Origin of the sequence: Mesorhizobium sp. M0676 (assembly GCF_040320535.1) — a bacterium.
Lineage (GTDB): Bacteria > Pseudomonadota > Alphaproteobacteria > Rhizobiales > Rhizobiaceae > Mesorhizobium.
Window position 1 is genome coordinate 78,664 of the sequence record NZ_JAMYPU010000013.1, and the last position, 15,471, is coordinate 94,134.

13 protein-coding genes are annotated in these 15,471 nt (G+C 62.9%); 10 read left to right on the top strand and 3 right to left on the bottom strand.

Annotated features, from left to right (window positions below):
- The first annotated feature begins 183 nt into the window (after nucleotides 1–183).
- Nucleotides 184–2,754 carry a cell cycle histidine kinase CckA gene (gene cckA / locus NKI35_RS16380; protein ID WP_023670922.1) on the top strand — a complete coding sequence of 857 codons (2,571 nt, stop codon included), beginning with the start codon at nucleotides 184–186 and terminating at the stop codon, nucleotides 2,752–2,754.
- 84 nt (nucleotides 2,755–2,838) lie between these two features.
- Nucleotides 2,839–3,549, top strand: a complete 711-nt coding sequence (locus NKI35_RS16385; protein WP_352740884.1) for a purine-nucleoside phosphorylase — start codon at nucleotides 2,839–2,841, stop codon at nucleotides 3,547–3,549.
- Nucleotides 3,550–3,554: 5 nt separating this feature from the next.
- Here NKI35_RS16385 and NKI35_RS16390 read toward each other — a convergent pair whose 3' ends face one another.
- On the bottom strand, nucleotides 3,555–3,857 hold the full coding sequence (locus tag NKI35_RS16390; RefSeq protein WP_352740886.1) for a ribbon-helix-helix domain-containing protein: 303 nt from the start codon (nucleotides 3,855–3,857) through the stop codon (nucleotides 3,555–3,557).
- A 220-nt stretch (nucleotides 3,858–4,077) separates the two neighbouring features.
- Here NKI35_RS16390 and NKI35_RS16395 point away from each other — a divergent pair, with 220 nt between their 5' ends.
- The 3 genes from NKI35_RS16395 (at nucleotide 4,078) to NKI35_RS16405 (ending at nucleotide 6,702) form a co-directional block, all read left to right on the top strand.
- Nucleotides 4,078–4,473 carry a VOC family protein gene (locus tag NKI35_RS16395; RefSeq protein WP_352740888.1) on the top strand — a complete coding sequence of 132 codons (396 nt, stop codon included), beginning with the start codon at nucleotides 4,078–4,080 and terminating at the stop codon, nucleotides 4,471–4,473.
- A gap of 82 nt (nucleotides 4,474–4,555) precedes the next feature.
- Nucleotides 4,556–5,080 (top strand): gluconate 2-dehydrogenase subunit 3 family protein, encoded by a 525-nt coding sequence (locus NKI35_RS16400; protein ID WP_352740890.1) that lies wholly within the window; start codon nucleotides 4,556–4,558, stop codon nucleotides 5,078–5,080.
- 50 nt (nucleotides 5,081–5,130) lie between these two features.
- Nucleotides 5,131–6,702, top strand: a complete 1,572-nt coding sequence (locus tag NKI35_RS16405; protein ID WP_352740892.1) for a GMC family oxidoreductase — start codon at nucleotides 5,131–5,133, stop codon at nucleotides 6,700–6,702.
- A 64-nt stretch (nucleotides 6,703–6,766) separates the two neighbouring features.
- Here the strand turns inward: NKI35_RS16405 and NKI35_RS16410 are convergent, their stop codons facing one another.
- Both NKI35_RS16410 and NKI35_RS16415 read right to left on the bottom strand, forming a co-directional pair.
- Nucleotides 6,767–8,680 (bottom strand): PhoX family protein, encoded by a 1,914-nt coding sequence (locus tag NKI35_RS16410; RefSeq protein ID WP_352740893.1) that lies wholly within the window; start codon nucleotides 8,678–8,680, stop codon nucleotides 6,767–6,769.
- Between the two features lie 118 nt (nucleotides 8,681–8,798).
- The gene (locus NKI35_RS16415; protein WP_023684620.1) at nucleotides 8,799–9,194 is read right to left on the bottom strand and encodes a hypothetical protein; all 396 of its coding nucleotides are present in this window, start codon (nucleotides 9,192–9,194) and stop codon (nucleotides 8,799–8,801) included.
- Between the two features lie 314 nt (nucleotides 9,195–9,508).
- On the opposite strand from NKI35_RS16415, the gene urtA reads away from it, so the two are divergent.
- From urtA to urtE, 5 genes are all read left to right on the top strand, one after another.
- Nucleotides 9,509–10,819 (top strand): urea ABC transporter substrate-binding protein, encoded by a 1,311-nt coding sequence (gene urtA, locus NKI35_RS16420; RefSeq protein WP_023684621.1) that lies wholly within the window; start codon nucleotides 9,509–9,511, stop codon nucleotides 10,817–10,819.
- Between the two features lie 112 nt (nucleotides 10,820–10,931).
- Nucleotides 10,932–12,548 carry an urea ABC transporter permease subunit UrtB gene (gene urtB / locus NKI35_RS16425; protein ID WP_352740895.1) on the top strand — a complete coding sequence of 539 codons (1,617 nt, stop codon included), beginning with the start codon at nucleotides 10,932–10,934 and terminating at the stop codon, nucleotides 12,546–12,548.
- Nucleotides 12,545–13,777 carry an urea ABC transporter permease subunit UrtC gene (gene urtC, locus NKI35_RS16430; protein WP_023670933.1) on the top strand — a complete coding sequence of 411 codons (1,233 nt, stop codon included), beginning with the start codon at nucleotides 12,545–12,547 and terminating at the stop codon, nucleotides 13,775–13,777. The genes urtB and urtC overlap by 4 nt, the downstream gene beginning before the upstream one ends.
- 4 nt (nucleotides 13,778–13,781) lie before the next feature.
- The gene (gene urtD, locus NKI35_RS16435; RefSeq protein ID WP_023696501.1) at nucleotides 13,782–14,528 is read left to right on the top strand and encodes an urea ABC transporter ATP-binding protein UrtD; all 747 of its coding nucleotides are present in this window, start codon (nucleotides 13,782–13,784) and stop codon (nucleotides 14,526–14,528) included.
- Between the two features lie 69 nt (nucleotides 14,529–14,597).
- Nucleotides 14,598–15,293, top strand: a complete 696-nt coding sequence (urtE, locus tag NKI35_RS16440; protein ID WP_023688639.1) for an urea ABC transporter ATP-binding subunit UrtE — start codon at nucleotides 14,598–14,600, stop codon at nucleotides 15,291–15,293.
- Nucleotides 15,294–15,471 lie beyond the last annotated feature (178 nt).

Below are 15,471 nucleotides of genomic sequence, written 5' to 3' on the forward strand. Positions count from 1 at the left end.
AAGTGGAGGGACACTAGACCGTTGCGGCCAGCCACCGCAAGTTGCCTTCACGCTTCGTGAACAGCTTGAAAACACCGACGCGTCATTTTTATCCGACATTTGCCGCCAAGGCCTTTTCCGGATTAGGAGAATGTGATTCAACCGGCCGGGGGCGGTGTCGGACAACTCACGAGCAGGGGGCATATGGCCAGGGAAACGCGCGGCGATTTCTATCCGGTACCGATCGTCGATCAGAACACGCGGCCAGGCGCGGTTACCCGGCTCATCGTGTTCATCATCGTCCTGACCGGGGCCGCGATCGTTTTCGGCATTTTCCGCGAGCGTCTTGGCGATCCGTTCTTGCTCGGCATGCTGGGCGTGCTTGCCATGATCGGCGTCGGCTTCCTGTTCGCCACGGCCATCGGCTTCGTGCAGATCGCGCCGCGTTCGACCGGGGACGAACTGTCGAAGGCCTTCGTCGATTCCATGTCGCAGGGCCTGATCGTCACCGACACCAAGGGCCGCGTCGTCTACGCCAACCGGGCCTACGCCGAGATGACCGGTGCTGCGTCGGCCGCCGATCTGAAGACGGTCGAAGGCCTGCTTTCCGATGTCCCCGAAGCTTCGGTGACCATATACCGGCTGGCCTCGGGCTTGCGCGATGGCCAGGCCGGCGACGGTGAGTTCCGGCTGGCACAGTCGATCCGGCCCGGCGCCGAACCCGGCGCGCGCTGGTACCGGGCGCGAGCCCGTACCTTCAGCGTTCCCGGTCAGCGCCTGCCGATGCTTGCCTGGCAGCTTGCCGATATCTCGCAGGAACGGGCCGAGCAGGAGCGTTTCTTCCTCGACTTGCAGAAGGCCATCGACCATCTCGACCATGCGCCGGCCGGTTTCTTCTCGGCCGACCAGGAAGGCCGTGTCACCTACATCAACGCCACGCTCGCCGAATGGCTGGGCATCGATCTGGCGAGCTTCACCCCTGGCGCCGTGACACTCCCGGAAATCGTCGCCGGCGACGGCATGGCGCTGGTGCGCTCGGTCAAGGCCGATCCCGGCACCACCCGCAACGCCGTCATCGATCTCGATCTTACGACGACGACCGGCGAGGCGCTGCCGGTGCGCTTCATGCATCGGGTCTCGGCCAGCCGCGAGGGGACCAACGGTCCCACCCGCACCATCGTGCTCAACCGCACCCAGGGCGAGGACGCATCGGCCGATCTTCGGGCTTCGGAGGTACGCTTCACTCGCTTCTTCAATTCGACGCCGATGGCCATTGCCGCCGTCGACAATGGCGGCCGCATCCTGCGCACCAACGCGCCGTTCCTGTCGCTGTTTTCCTCTGTCGTCGACGGCGACGCGGTTGACCGCCGCGTGCGGCTGGACACCGTGATCCATGAGCGCGACCGGCCGGCCTTTGCCGCCGCCTTCGAGAAGGCGCGGCTGAGGCAGGCCGACATCGAGCCGATCGACACGCTGCTGCCCGGCAATGAGGAGCGTCACATCCGCTTCTACGTCAACGCCGTCGCCGACGGCACCGGCGAGGGCGCCGAGGAATCGGCTATCGTCTATGCCGTCGAGACCACCGAGCAGAAGGCGCTCGAGGGCCAGATGGCGCAGAGCCAGAAGATGCAGGCGGTCGGACAGCTCGCCGGCGGCATCGCCCACGACTTCAACAATGTGCTGACCGCCATCATCATGGCGTCGGATCTTTTGCTGACCAATCACCGGCCGTCGGACCCGTCCTTCCCCGACATCATGAACATCAAGCAGAATGCCAACCGGGCGGCCTCGCTGGTGCGGCAGTTGCTCGCCTTCTCGCGCAAGCAGACATTGCGGCCGGAAGTGCTGAACCTGACCGACGTGCTTGCCGATCTCCGGATGCTGCTTGCCCGCCTGGTTGGCAACGAGATCAAGCTGAAGGTCGACCACGGCCGCGATTTGTGGCCGGTCAAGGTCGATATCGGCCAGTTCGAGCAGGTGGTGGTCAACCTGGCCGTCAACGCGCGCGACGCCATGCCGGCCGGCGGCGACCTCACCGTACGCACCCGCAACGTCACCGCCGAACAATGCAAGAGCTTCTCCTACCGCGAGCTCACGCCTGCCGACTATGTCGTGGTCGAGGTCGAGGATAGCGGCTCGGGCATTGCGCCGGACGTGCTGAAGAAGATCTTTGAGCCGTTCTTCACCACCAAGGAAGTCGGCAAAGGCACCGGCCTTGGCCTGTCGATGGTCTATGGCATCATCAAGCAGACCGGCGGTTTCATCTTCTGCGATTCCGAAGTCGGCAAGGGCTCGACCTTCCGCATCTTCCTGCCGCGCCATATCGTGGAGGCGAAGAAGCCCGGCGACGTCAGCGAGGCGCCGGCTGCGCCGGTGAAAGCCGCCGACAGCGCCAAGGACCTGTCGGGCTCGGCCACTGTGCTCCTCGTCGAGGACGAAGACGCCGTGCGCATGGGCGGCTCGCGGGCGCTGACCTCGCGCGGCTATACCGTCCATGAGGCCTCCTCGGGCGTTGAGGCGTTGGAAGTCTTCGAAGCGCTCGGCGGCAAGGTCGATATCGTCGTGTCCGACGTGGTGATGCCGGAAATGGACGGACCGACGCTGCTCGGCGAACTGCGCAAGCGCCAGCCCGACATCAAGTTCGTCTTCGTGTCCGGCTATGCCGAAGACGCTTTCGCCAGAAACCTGCCGCCGGACGCGCAATTCGGCTTCCTGCCGAAGCCGTTCTCCCTCAAGCAACTGGCCACCGTGGTCAAGGATGTATTGGAGTCCTAGGGCGCCCTAATTCAAAGCTTGCGCAATGACGTGACACTGCCATGATTGCAGGCGAAACGGGCGGCGGGTTTTGGGGAGCATGTCGTGACGCCGCACAACGAGGCTGCCAGGGGCGACTATGCCGCAACGGTGCTGTTGCCGGGCGATCCGCAACGCGCCGAGTGGATGGCAAAGACATTTCTTGAGGCGCCGCGCTGCGTCAACCGCCGCCGGGGCGCACTCGGCTTCACTGGTCTCTATCGCGGCCGTCCCATCAGCATCCAGGCCACCGGCATCGGTGTCCCGTCCTTCCTGGTCTATGCGCATGAACTCCTGGATGTTCACGGCGTAAAAACGCTGATCCGCACAGGCACCTGCGGCGGCCTGACACCCCGCGTGCCGCTGCGCTCCTTGGTGATCTCGCAGTCGGTGCGCGCCGAAGGCGGCCAAAGCGGCCAGGTCTTCGGCCTCTACGATGCTGCCGCCGGGCCCGATCCCGGCCTGTTCGCCCACGCTTTGGCCTGCGCCGCCCAGCTCGGCATCGACCACCAGGCCGGGCTGACCATCTGCAGCGATGTCTTCTACCACCCTGAAGGGCGCGACCGCTTTGCCGAAGCGCAGGCGCTTGGCGCTCTCGCTGTCGATATGGAAACCAGCGCACTCTACCGAATCGCGGCGCATTTCGGCGCCCGCGCGCTGTCGCTGCTGACCGTCGTCGACAACATCGCGACCGGCGAACAGACTGCCTATTCCGAACGTCAGGCGCTGTTCACCGATATGGCGCGGCTCGGGCTCGACGTTGCGGCGGAAGGCTAGCTTCCTCAGGCCGCTTCGCGCTTCGGCGTCAGCTCATCCATGTCTGGCCGGTGACCGCGCAGATAGAGCGCGCAGGTGGTACGCAGCATCGACGCGAAGTTGGGAATGGCGCCGTTGATCTCGATCGCTTCGTCATAGAGTTTTGAGATGAACTTCGGCGTCGTCAGGCCCTGGCTGTCGGCAATTTCGTCAAGCAGCGCCCAGAACGTTCCTTCAAGCTGGATACTCGTAGAGTGACCGTCGATGCGGATCGACCGGTTGATCTGTCGATAGCCTTCCGGATCCTGCCCGGCAACAACCCTGCACATCCTTACCTCCCGATATTGTTGGTTTTGGGCGCAGCGTGTCGCGCCTTCAAGTTGTGGTTGTCCCTGCATGTTCGGCCTTGTGGGCCGAATCGGCAATCGGACTTTCGTCTTTAGGCGCAGGCATAGCAGCGATTGCAAATTTAGCCGTGGTAACCGGCTGCCACCACCTTTCGCGCGTGCCGCCCATAATCGCCTCCAACATGCAGCGGCGGAGACTGATTTGGCGAAGGCAATCCATTCCATGATCCGGGTTCTCCAAGAGGCCAGATCCGTCGATTTCTACAGAAACGCTTTCGGGCTCGAAGTCGCCGACAGGCTGGATTTCGAGACATTCACGCTGATTTACCTTGCCAACGCCGAAACGGGGTTCGAGCTCGAACTCACCGTGAACAAGGGCCGCACCGAGCCTTATGGGCTAGGCGACGGTTACGGCCACCTGGCGGTCGCGGTGTCCGATCTCGACAGAGAACACGACCGGATCGGCGCGCTCGGCCTCAACCCCAAGAAGATCGTCGAATTCAACCGCGACGGATCGCTGATCGCCCGCTTTTTCTTCATCGAGGACCCCGACGGCTACAAGATCGAGGTTCTGCAGCGTGGAGGGCGCTTCCAGTAGGGGATTATCGGCCGCATTCAGCCCGCGCGACGCCAGCAACGGCGCTGTTCAAGGGCGCAAACAGCAAGCAGGGAGGAACAAAATGGTCACGATCTATGACGCGAGGCTCTCACGTCGTGAACTTCTCAAACGCGGCGGCATCGGCGCGTTGCTCGTCATTTCCGGCAGCGCCGTCATCAGCCCTGAAAATGCCTGGGGGCTCGAGACATCGGCGCTCAAGCCCGAAACCATGGCGACGCTGATCCAGATGGCGCGCGACATCTATCCGCACGATCAGGTGCCCGACAAATACTACGCCATCGCCGTAAAAAGCCATGACGAGCAGGCCGGCAAGGACGCTGCCTACAAGACGATGATCGAAGACGGCATCGCCGACCTCGACAAGAAGTCGGGCGAGGGCGGCTATCGCGGCCTCGGCTGGGAGGAGCAGCGCGTCGCCGTGCTGCAGCAGATCGAGGCGACGCCGTTCTTCCAGTCCATCCGCGGCGGCCTCGTCGTCAGCCTCTACAACCAGCAGGAGGTGTGGCCGATCTTCGGCTACGAGGGCGAATCCTACTCCAAGGGCGGCTACATCGCGCGCGGTTACGACGACATAGAGTGGCTCTGAGCCCTCCGTCGTTTTAAAACCCCGCAAACAGGAATTCATGGGAGGAAACCATGGCAGCTTCATTTGATCTCAACAACGACGGCGTTTTCGTGATCATCGGCTCCGGCGCCGGCGGCGGCACGCTCGGCAACGAACTCGCCCAGAAAGGCGTCGATGTCGTCATCCTCGAGGCCGGCGCGCGCCACGAATACGAGGATTTCATCAATGACGAGTGGGGTTCCTTCAGCCAGCTCGCCTGGACGGACAAGCGCACAACCTCAGGCGACTGGCGGGTGTCGAAGGATTTCCCCAATTTGCCGGCCTGGATCGTCAAATCGGTCGGCGGCTCGACCACGCACTGGGCAGGCGCCTCGCTGCGCTTCCAGGAGCATGAGTTCAGGACGCTCTCGACCTACGGCAAGCTGGAAGGCGCCAACCTGCTGGACTGGCCAGTCACATTGGCCGAGATGGAGCCGTACTACGCCAAGGCGGAAGCCAAGATGGGCGTCACCGGCACCAATGGCTGGCCGCGGCTGCCCGGCAACAACAACTTCAAGGTGCTCAAGGCCGGCGCCGACAAGCTCGGCTATAAGGAATGTCATACCGGCAACATGGCAATCAATTCGGTCGAGCGCGACGACCGCAACTCCTGCCAACAGACCGGCTTCTGCTTCCAGGGCTGCAAATGGGGCGCCAAATGGTCGACGCTCTACACCGAGATTCCCAAGGGTGAGGCGACCGGCCATCTCGAGGTCCGGCCAAACGCCATGGCGATCAAGATCAACCATGACGCTACCGGAAAAGTGACCGGCGTCGTCTATGCCGACAAGGACGGCAATCTGCAGGAGCAGAAGGCCCGCATTGTCGCCGTCGCCGGCAACTCGATCGAAAGCCCGCGCCTGCTGCTGAACTCCGAGTCAGCGAAGTTTCCGCAAGGGCTTGCCAATTCGTCGGGGCAGGTCGGCAAGAACTACATGCGCCACACCACCGGTTCGGTCTACGCCATTTTCGACCAACCGGTGCATATGTATCGCGGCACCACCATGGCCGGCATTATCCGCGACGAGGCGCGGCACGATCCCTCACGCGGCTTTGTCGGCGGCTATGAATTCGAGACGCTGTCGCTCGGCTTGCCCTTCATGGCCGCCTTCCTCAATCCCGGCGGCTGGGGCCGTTCATTCACCACCGCGCTCGACCACTATGATCACATGGCTGGCCTGTGGATCGTCGGCGAGGACATGCCGCGCGCGGAAAACCGCGTCACGCTGCACAAGGACGAGAAGGACGCGCACGGCATGCCGATCGCCGACGTGCATTTCGATGATCATCCCAACGACACAGCGATGCGCAATCATGCCTACAAGCAGGCCACAGCGCTTTACGATGCGGTCGGCGCGACGCGCTCCTTCCCGACGCCGCCCTATCCCTCAACCCACAATCTCGGCACCAACCGGATGAGCGAAAAGGCGGAAGACGGCGTCGTCAACAAGCATGGCCAGGCGCACGACATCAAGAACCTGTTCGTGTCGGACGGCAGCCAGTTCACCACCGGTGCGGCTGAAAATCCGACGCTGACGATCGTGTCGCTGGCTATCCGCCAGGCCGAATACATCGCTTCGCAAATGTCGGCCAAGACGATCTGAGCCGTCCTCCCGGATCGCTACGCGGAACGCGCATGGCGCGTTCCGCCTTTTTCACTAGGACTCACTATGCGCCGACCGGCTGTCCGTCCCTGCGGCGGATGGCGACGACGGAAGGTCGCGGCAACTGGCCGTCTTTGAAATCGGGCCATAGCGTCTGCACCTTGTCGAGCGTCTCGGCATCTTCCGCAGGGTGCTGCACCGACAGGAACAAAGTCGTGCCGTCCGGCGTGAAGCACGGGCCGGTCGCTTCGGCGCCGTGCGGGCAGGTGAACAGCAGCTTCGGCAGGCCGCGCGCCGCACCTTCGGTGTCGACGCCATAGACGCCGTCCGGCAGGTCGAAATCATTGGCGCCGTCCGTCGCCACCCACAGCCGCCCCGCCGGGTCGAAGGTGATGTTGTCGGGGCAGACGAACCAGCCATTGTCCGACGTATCCGGATGAAAAGTGGCGCCGACCTTGGCATCTTTCGGGTTGCCGCAGAGCACGAACAGGTCCCAGGCATAGTTTTCGGCCGTGTGGTCGGCGTCCGCGCCGCGGCCGCCGGGCGGGATCAGTTCGACAATATGGCCCCACAGGTTCTCCGGCCGCGTGTTGGCCGGATTGACCTTCGACTGGTCGCGCTTCTTGTTCTTGGTCATCACCGCATAGACGCGGCCGGTCACCGGATTGGTCTCGATGTCCTCGGGCCGGTCCATCGGCGTGGCGCCGAGCGCATCTGCCGCAAACCGCGTCTTCAACAGCACCTCGGCCTGGTCGGCAAAACCGTTCTCTGCGGTAAGCTTGCCCTGGCCGTGCACCAGCGGCAGCCACGTCATCGAGCCATCGGCATCGAAGCGGGCGACCGACAGCACGCCATCGTCGAGCAGATCGGCGCCGGAGGCCGGATTGGCCCTATCATAGGCCTTGGCCGAGACGAAGCGGTACATGTATTCGAAATAGTCGTCGTCACCCATATAGACGACGACGTGGCCGTCCTTGTTGAGGACCACGGTCGAGGCCTCATGCGACATGCGGCCAAGTGCCGTGCGCTTCACCGGCCTGGACTGAGGATCGTAAGGGTCGATCTCGACCACCCAGTCGAAGCGGTTGGCCTCGTTCGGTTCCTTGTCGAGGTTGAAGCGGTCATGGAAGCGGCCGCGGCCATAGATGTCGGAGCCGTCGAAGCCGTAACGGTCGAGCAGGTCGGCAGTCGGCGCCTTTTTCGGGTCGCCGCCGAAAATGTCGGACACGCCTTCCTCGCAGGTCAGCACCGTACCCCAGGGGGTGAAACCGCCGCTGCAGTTGTAGCTGGTGCCGAGCACTTTGGTGCCAGTCGCGTCGGCCGAGGTCTTCATCAGCGCATGGCCGGCAACCGGTCCGGAAACGGTCATTTCGGTGTTGGCGGTGATGCGGCGGTTCAGCGGACTGTCGGCCACGGTTTCCCACTTGCCGTCCTTCAATTGCACCTCGACGATCGAATGGCCCATCGCGGCCATGCCGAGATCGACCTGTTCCCTGGTCATCGTCTTGCCGGCATCGCCCTCGGTCATCCCCGGAAACATCACATTGGGCGAGATGTATTCGTTGTTGACGCAGAGCAGGCCATGATCAGAATTCACCGTGCCCTTCGGCAGCGGCATGAAGGCGATGTAGTCGCAATTGTAGCCGAAGCGCTTTTCCTGTTCCTCCGCCGCGACCTTGTTGCCGTCGAATTCGGCGAGGCCAGCTGCAAGCGGATCGCCCCAGCGCGCGACGATGGTCGTCTCATAGCCTTCGGCGGCGGCATGGGTCTTGTCGTAGACCCGCTTCGGCTCGGGAAAGCCGAGCGTCGACTGCGCTGCGGCGGCATGCGTTTCGCCGGCAAACAAGGAGCCGACAAAGCTGCCGCCGGCAATCAGCGCGCCGGAGGCGAGGCTGCCTTTCAAAAGAGACCGGCGCGAGACGCGCTCGGCAATGATTTCGCGGATGACGGGGGAGGATGAAGACGGTGTATTGGCCATGGTGTCTGCCTCTCAGGGTGGATGTTACAGCGCACCGTTGCCCCTAGTCTGCTTAGGCAACATTCACATGACATAAGAGGAAGGTTTTGCCGCAACTGGGCGCGGCACTACGCATCGCTCAGCCCTTGGTGCAGGTCGAGGCGGTGAAGGCGCCGTCGGGCTGCTTCAGAATGATGTCGAATGACGGGGCGGTCTCGCCGTCCAGTGTTGCCTGTGTCATGGAGACGGAGTTGCCACCGGTGGTATAGCCGCCCAGCGGCCCGAGCCAGGTGATCTCGCCATTGGCATTCATCTGATAGTTGTAGCCTTGCAGCGCCGTTCCGAACGTCACCGGGCCGGTATAGACATTGCCCTTGATAGTGATGTCGCCGAGGTTGAGGAAGGCGCCGAGCAAATAGACCTCGCAATGATAGGTGCCGTCAGGAAGTTTGCCCTCGCTGAAATCGGCGCGCGCGGCGCCGCTCGTTGCCATCAGCAGCAGGATGCAGGAAATGCGTGAGATGCGAGATGTCATGACGTCTCTCTTTTGAAGTGCGAGCTTGCCCTATTTTTGCGCGGTGCCGCAACATCGTTCGCCCGGAACCCACGGCCGGAGATCAAAAACTAGGCATTTGTCTCAATTGGGCGAAAATTAGGCAAAGGTCGTGTGCGCTGCGCAAATTTGCCTCAATCAATTTTTACCGGCTGCCTTTGTTGTTTCTCCAGGCTAATATACCAACCGGCTGATAACGCTCGGCTATTCCATCTTTGTGAGCGGCGCCTTCGCGTTTGGCACGGCAGTTGCTTTGCATTGTCGCGGTGCAATCAAACAGCTTGGGAGTCTTCGGTATGAGGGGTAATTTCTCCACAATAACAAAAATGTTTTCGGCGGGCGTGATCGCCGCCGGCCTGTCGATGTCGTCTCCGGCCAAGGCCGCCGAAGACACGATCAAGGTCGGCATTCTGCATTCGCTATCGGGGACCATGGCGATTTCGGAGACGACGCTGAAAGACGCCATGCTGATGCTCATCGAAGAGCAGAATGCCAAGGGCGGTCTGCTCGGCAAGAAGCTCGAGGCGGTCGTTGTCGATCCGGCCTCCAACTGGCCGCTCTTTGCCGAAAAGGCGCGCGAGCTGATCTCGAAGGACAAGGTCGCCGCCGTGTTCGGCTGCTGGACCTCGGTGTCGCGCAAATCGGTGTTGCCGGTGTTCTCGGAACTCGACAACATCCTGTTCTACCCCGTCCAGTATGAGGGCGAGGAAAGCGAGCGCAACGTGTTCTACACCGGCGCCGCCCCGAACCAGCAGGCGATTCCTGCCGTCGATTATCTCATGAGCGAGGACGGTGGCTCGGTGAAGCGCTGGGTGCTGGAAGGCACCGACTACGTCTATCCCCGAACCACCAACAAAATCCTCGAGGCCTATCTGAAGGCCAAGGGCGTCGCCGCCGAAGACATCATGGTCAACTACACGCCGTTCGGCTTCTCCGACTGGCAGACCGAAGTCTCCGCAATCAAGAAATTCGGCTCGGCCGGCAAGAAGACCGCCGTCGTCTCGACCGTCAATGGCGACGCCAACGTTCCGTTCTACAAGGAACTCGGCAACCAGGGCATCAAGGCCGAGGACATCCCGGTCATGGCCTTTTCGGTCGGTGAGGAAGAACTGGCCGGTCTCGATACCGCGCCGCTGGTCGGCCATCTCGCTGCCTGGAACTATTTCGAGAGCGTCGACACACCCGAAAACAAGAAGTTCATCGCCGACTGGCACAAGTTCATCAAGAATGACAAGCGCACCACCAACGACCCGATGGAAGCTCACTATATCGGCTTCAACATGTGGGTGAAGGCGGTCGAAAAGGCTGGCACCACCGATCCCGACAAGGTCATCGACGCCATGGTCGGCGTGTCCGTGCCGAACCTCACCGGCGGCTATTCGACCATGATGCCGAACCATCACATCACCAAGCCGGTGCTGATCGGCGAGATCCAGGCCGACGGCCAGTTCGAGACCGTGTCGCAGACGCCCGGCCTCGTGATGGGCGACGAATGGTCCGACTATCTGCCCGATTCCAAGGACCTGATTTCGGATTGGCGCGCGCCTCTGTCCTGCGGCAACTTCAACGTTGCCACCGGCAAATGCGGCGGCAAGGGCACGAACTGATCCCTCCCGGGACTGACCGATCGTGGACGCGTCCACGATCGGTACCGCCAAGCGTCCGGGCGCTTCAGCCCGCCCGGACGCGGAATTTCCCCACAGAAGAGTATCTGAACGGATGATCCTGTTGCGCACTCTCGGCCTCATGCTGGTGTTCCTGGTGGCAAGCCTATTGCCGTCGAACGCAGCCGAAGCCGATCTGCGCGCCATCGTCGCCAAATTCGCCGCGGGCACGGGCTTTGCCGCCACTGAGGCTGTTGTGCGCGAACTTGCCGCCACCGGCGATCCGCTGGTTGAACGGCCGCTTGCAGCCCTCGCCGAAGGCAATCTCTACATTCGTAAAGCCGATTCAGCCGTCTTCGTCGGCAGTGAGGCCGCCGACAGCGTCACGCTGCTCGACCCGCTGAGCGGCGAGAAAGCCGGCGACGCCGCCAAGGCCGACATCACCAAGATCAAGGTCAACAACACGCTGCGCCGTGTCATCCGAGATGCGCTGGGAACGCTGACGTTGCGCGCGAAAGATCCTTCTGTTCGCATCGCCGCCGCCGACACCATGTTCAAGACCCCCGATGCCGCCAATATCGAGCCGCTCGATGCAGCCATCGCCGCCGAGACCGACGCCAAGGTCAAGGCATTGTTCGAACAGGCGCGCGCGGCATCGGTGCTGGTCTCCGATAAGCCGGAGGCCGACAAGCTTGCCGCCATTGCCCTGATCGGCGCGCGCGGCGACCGCGACGCGGTCTCGCTGCTCACCGCGGTCGAGGCCAATGCGCAAGGCGCGGTCAAGGATGCCGCGACGGCGGCAATCGCCAGCATCAATTCGAGCCTGGCGCTGTGGGATGCCGGCCAGAACATATGGTACGGCATCTCGCTTGGCTCGGTGCTGCTGCTGGCCGCCATCGGCCTCGCCATCACCTTCGGCGTCATGGGCGTCATCAACATGGCGCATGGCGAGATGGTGATGCTCGGCGCCTACACCACCTTCGTCGTCCAGCAGGTGATCCGAACCTCATTCCCCGGCCTGTTCGACTGGTCGCTGGTGATCGCGCTGCCGCTCGCCTTCCTGGTTGCCGCTTCCGTCGGCCTGATCATCGAGCGCGGCGTCATCCGTTTCCTCTACGGCCGGCCGCTGGAAACGCTGCTCGCAACCTGGGGCGTCTCGCTTGTCCTGCAGCAGGCGGTGCGCTCGATCTTCGGACCGACCAACCAGGAGGTCGGCAACCCCTCCTGGATGTCGGGATCGTTCGATGTCGGCCAACTCGCCGTCACCTGGAACCGCCTCTGGATCCTGGTGTTCGCGCTCACCGTCTTCGGCGTGCTGCTCTTTGTTATGAAGCGCACGCCCTGGGGCCTTCAGATGCGCGCCGTCACCGCCAACCGCCGCATGGCCGCCTCGATGGGCATCAGGACGCCTTGGGTCGATGCGCTGACCTTTGCGCTCGGCTCCGGCATTGCCGGCATTGCCGGCGTCGCGCTCAGCCAGATCGACAATGTCTCGCCCAATCTCGGCCGCGGCTACATCATCGACAGCTTCATGGTCGTGGTCTTCGGCGGCGTCGGCAATCTCTGGGGCACGCTGGTCGGCGCCTTCTCGCTCGGCATCGTCAACAAGGTTCTCGAACCCTATGCTGGCGCGGTGCTCGGCAAGATCGTCGTGCTGGTGCTGATCATCCTGTTCATCCAGAAGCGCCCGCGCGGCCTGTTCGCGCTCAAGGGCAGGGCGGTGGAAACATGATCACGGGACGCTTCTTCGCCGCGGGTGCCGACCGTCGCATCGCCATCACTATTTTCATCCTGCTGACGGCCGCCATTATCGTGCCGCTGCTCAACCTCGCAGTGTCGCCGCAAAGCGCGTTCTATATTCCGTCCTACATCGTCGCGTTGACGGGCAAATACCTCTGCTATGCATTGCTTGCCTTGGCGCTCGATCTCGTCTGGGGCTATTGCGGCATCCTCTCGCTCGGCCATGGCGCCTTCTTCGCCCTCGGCGGCTATGCGATGGGCATGTACCTCATGCGCCAGATCGGCTCGCGCGGCGTTTACGGCAATCCGATCCTGCCCGATTTCATGGTGTTCCTGAACTACAAGGAATTGCCCTGGTTCTGGACCGGTTTCGACCACTTCTGGTTCGCCGCCATCATGGTGCTGGCGGTGCCCGGCCTGCTCGCCTTCGTCTTCGGCTGGTTCGCCTTCCGCAGCCGCGTCACCGGCGTCTATCTCTCCATCATCACCCAGGCGATGACCTACGCGCTGCTGCTCGCCTTCTTCCGCAATGACATGGGTTTCGGCGGCAACAACGGCTTGACCGATTTCAAGGATATTCTGGGCTTCAACGTGCAGGCCGACGCCACCCGCTCGGCCCTGTTTGCCGCCAGCGCCATCATACTCGCGCTCGCCGTCTTCATCACCTGGGCGATCGTCGGCTCCAAATACGGCAAGCTGCTGATGGCGGTGCGCGACGCCGAGAGCCGCACCCGCTTCCTCGGCTGGCGGGCGGAGAACGTGAAGCTGTTTGCCTTCACCGTCTCGGCTGTCATGGCCGGCATCGCCGGCGCGCTCTATGTGCCGCAGGTCGGTATCATCAATCCCGGCGAATTCGAGCCGTCCAATTCCATCGAAGTCGTGATCTGGGCAGCCGTCGGTGGGCGCGGCACCATTGTCGGCCCGATCGTCGGCGCGCTGCTGGTCAACGCCGGCAAATCCTGGTTCACCGGCCTGCTGCCGGAGTTCTGGCTGTTTGCGCTCGGCGGCCTGTTCGTCGCCGTAACCCTGTTCCTGCCAAAGGGCATCGTCGGCATGTGGGATTCCTGGCGCGGTAACGCTCGGGCGATGCGGGCTGCAGCGATTGCAGAGGAAGCGGGCACAGACCCTGATGCCCCGCCGCCATCGAAGATCGTGCGCAGCGCAGCAACAACGCCCGGTGCCTGGTCCGCGTCCGGGCCTGAACCGCAGCCGGCGGAATAGAGCGATGTCGAAGTCCAACACCATCCTCTATCTCGACGGCGTCTCGGTCTCCTTCGACGGTTTCCGCGCCATCAACAATCTGTCGCTGGTGCTCGACAAGGGCGAGATGCGCGCCATCATCGGTCCCAACGGCGCCGGCAAGACGACGATGATGGACATCGTCACCGGCAAGACCCGGCCCGACGAGGGCGAAGTGTTCTTCGACGGCCAGGTCGATCTGACCCGGCACGACGAGGCGGAGATCGCCATGATGGGCATCGGCCGCAAATTCCAGAAGCCGACCGTCTTCGAAAGCCACAGCGTCGAAGACAATCTGATGCTGGCGCTGAAGGGCCCGCGCTCGATCTTTCCGGCGCTGTTCCATCGCCGCTCGGCCGCCGAAGCCAGACAGATCGACGACATCCTCGGCATCATCCGGCTGGGCGACAAGCGCCACGATCTGGCAGCCAATCTCAGCCATGGCCAGAAACAGTGGCTGGAGATCGGCATGCTGCTGGCGCAGGACCCGAAGCTGCTTTTGGTTGACGAGCCGGTCGCAGGGATGACCGATGCCGAGACCGAGGAAACCGCGCGGTTGCTCAAGGACATAGCGCGCGACCATTCGGTCATCGTCGTCGAGCACGACATGCATTTCGTGCGCGAACTCGGCGTCAAGGTCACCTGCCTGCATGAGGGCTCGGTGCTGTCGGAAGGCTCGCTCGATTTCGTCTCGGCCGACGAGCGGGTCGTCGAAGTTTATCTCGGGAGATGAGCATGGTCTGGCGGGTGCAATTCCATCGCTTCGACTTTTCGTTCCTCCGCTTCTGGAGAAGGCGCTGACATGCTCGAAGTTTCCAACGCCACGCTCCATTACGGCGCCGCCCAGGCGCTGCGCGGCGTGTCGCTGACGGCAGGTGCCGGCAAGATCACCTGCGTGCTCGGCCGCAACGGCGTCGGCAAGACCAGTTTGATGAGATCGATCGTCGGCCACCACCGGCTGACGAGCGGAAGCGTTGCCTTCGAGGGGAAGGCGCTCGACCGGAGCGCGGCGTATGACCGCGCCCGGTCGGGCATCGCATTCGTACCGCAGGGCAGGGAGATCTTTCCGCTGCTGACGGTGCGCGAAAACCTGGAGTCCGGCTTTGCGCCGTTGAAGCGCGCCGACCGCAACGTGCCGGCGCATGTCTTCGAACTGTTTCCGGTGCTGAAGCAGATGCTGGGGCGGCGCGGCGGCGATCTCTCAGGCGGCCAGCAGCAGCAGCTCGCCATCGGCCGGGCGCTCGTCATGCGGCCGAAACTGCTGGTGCTCGACGAGCCGACCGAAGGCATCCAGCCCTCGATCATCAAGGACATCGGCCGCGCGATCCGCTATTTGCGCGATCAGGCCGGCATTGCGGTGCTTCTGGTCGAGCAATATCTGGATTTCTGCCGCGAGCTCGCCGACGAGGTCAACATCATGGACCGCGGCCAGATCGTCCACACCGGCCCGGCCGAAGATCTCGACCGGGCGGACGTCAGGAAGTTTCTGACGGTTTAGCGCAGGTCGACGGCTGCACGGATCGTACACGTCGAAGATTGGCTGAAAAGCCCACAATCACTTCGTCATTCTAGGGCGGAGCAAGGAGCGGAGCGACGCGCGCAGACCCTAGAATCCATGCCGCGACATCAGCCAAAGAGTGCCGCGATGCGGAACAAGATCGCTTCTGCGGCACATT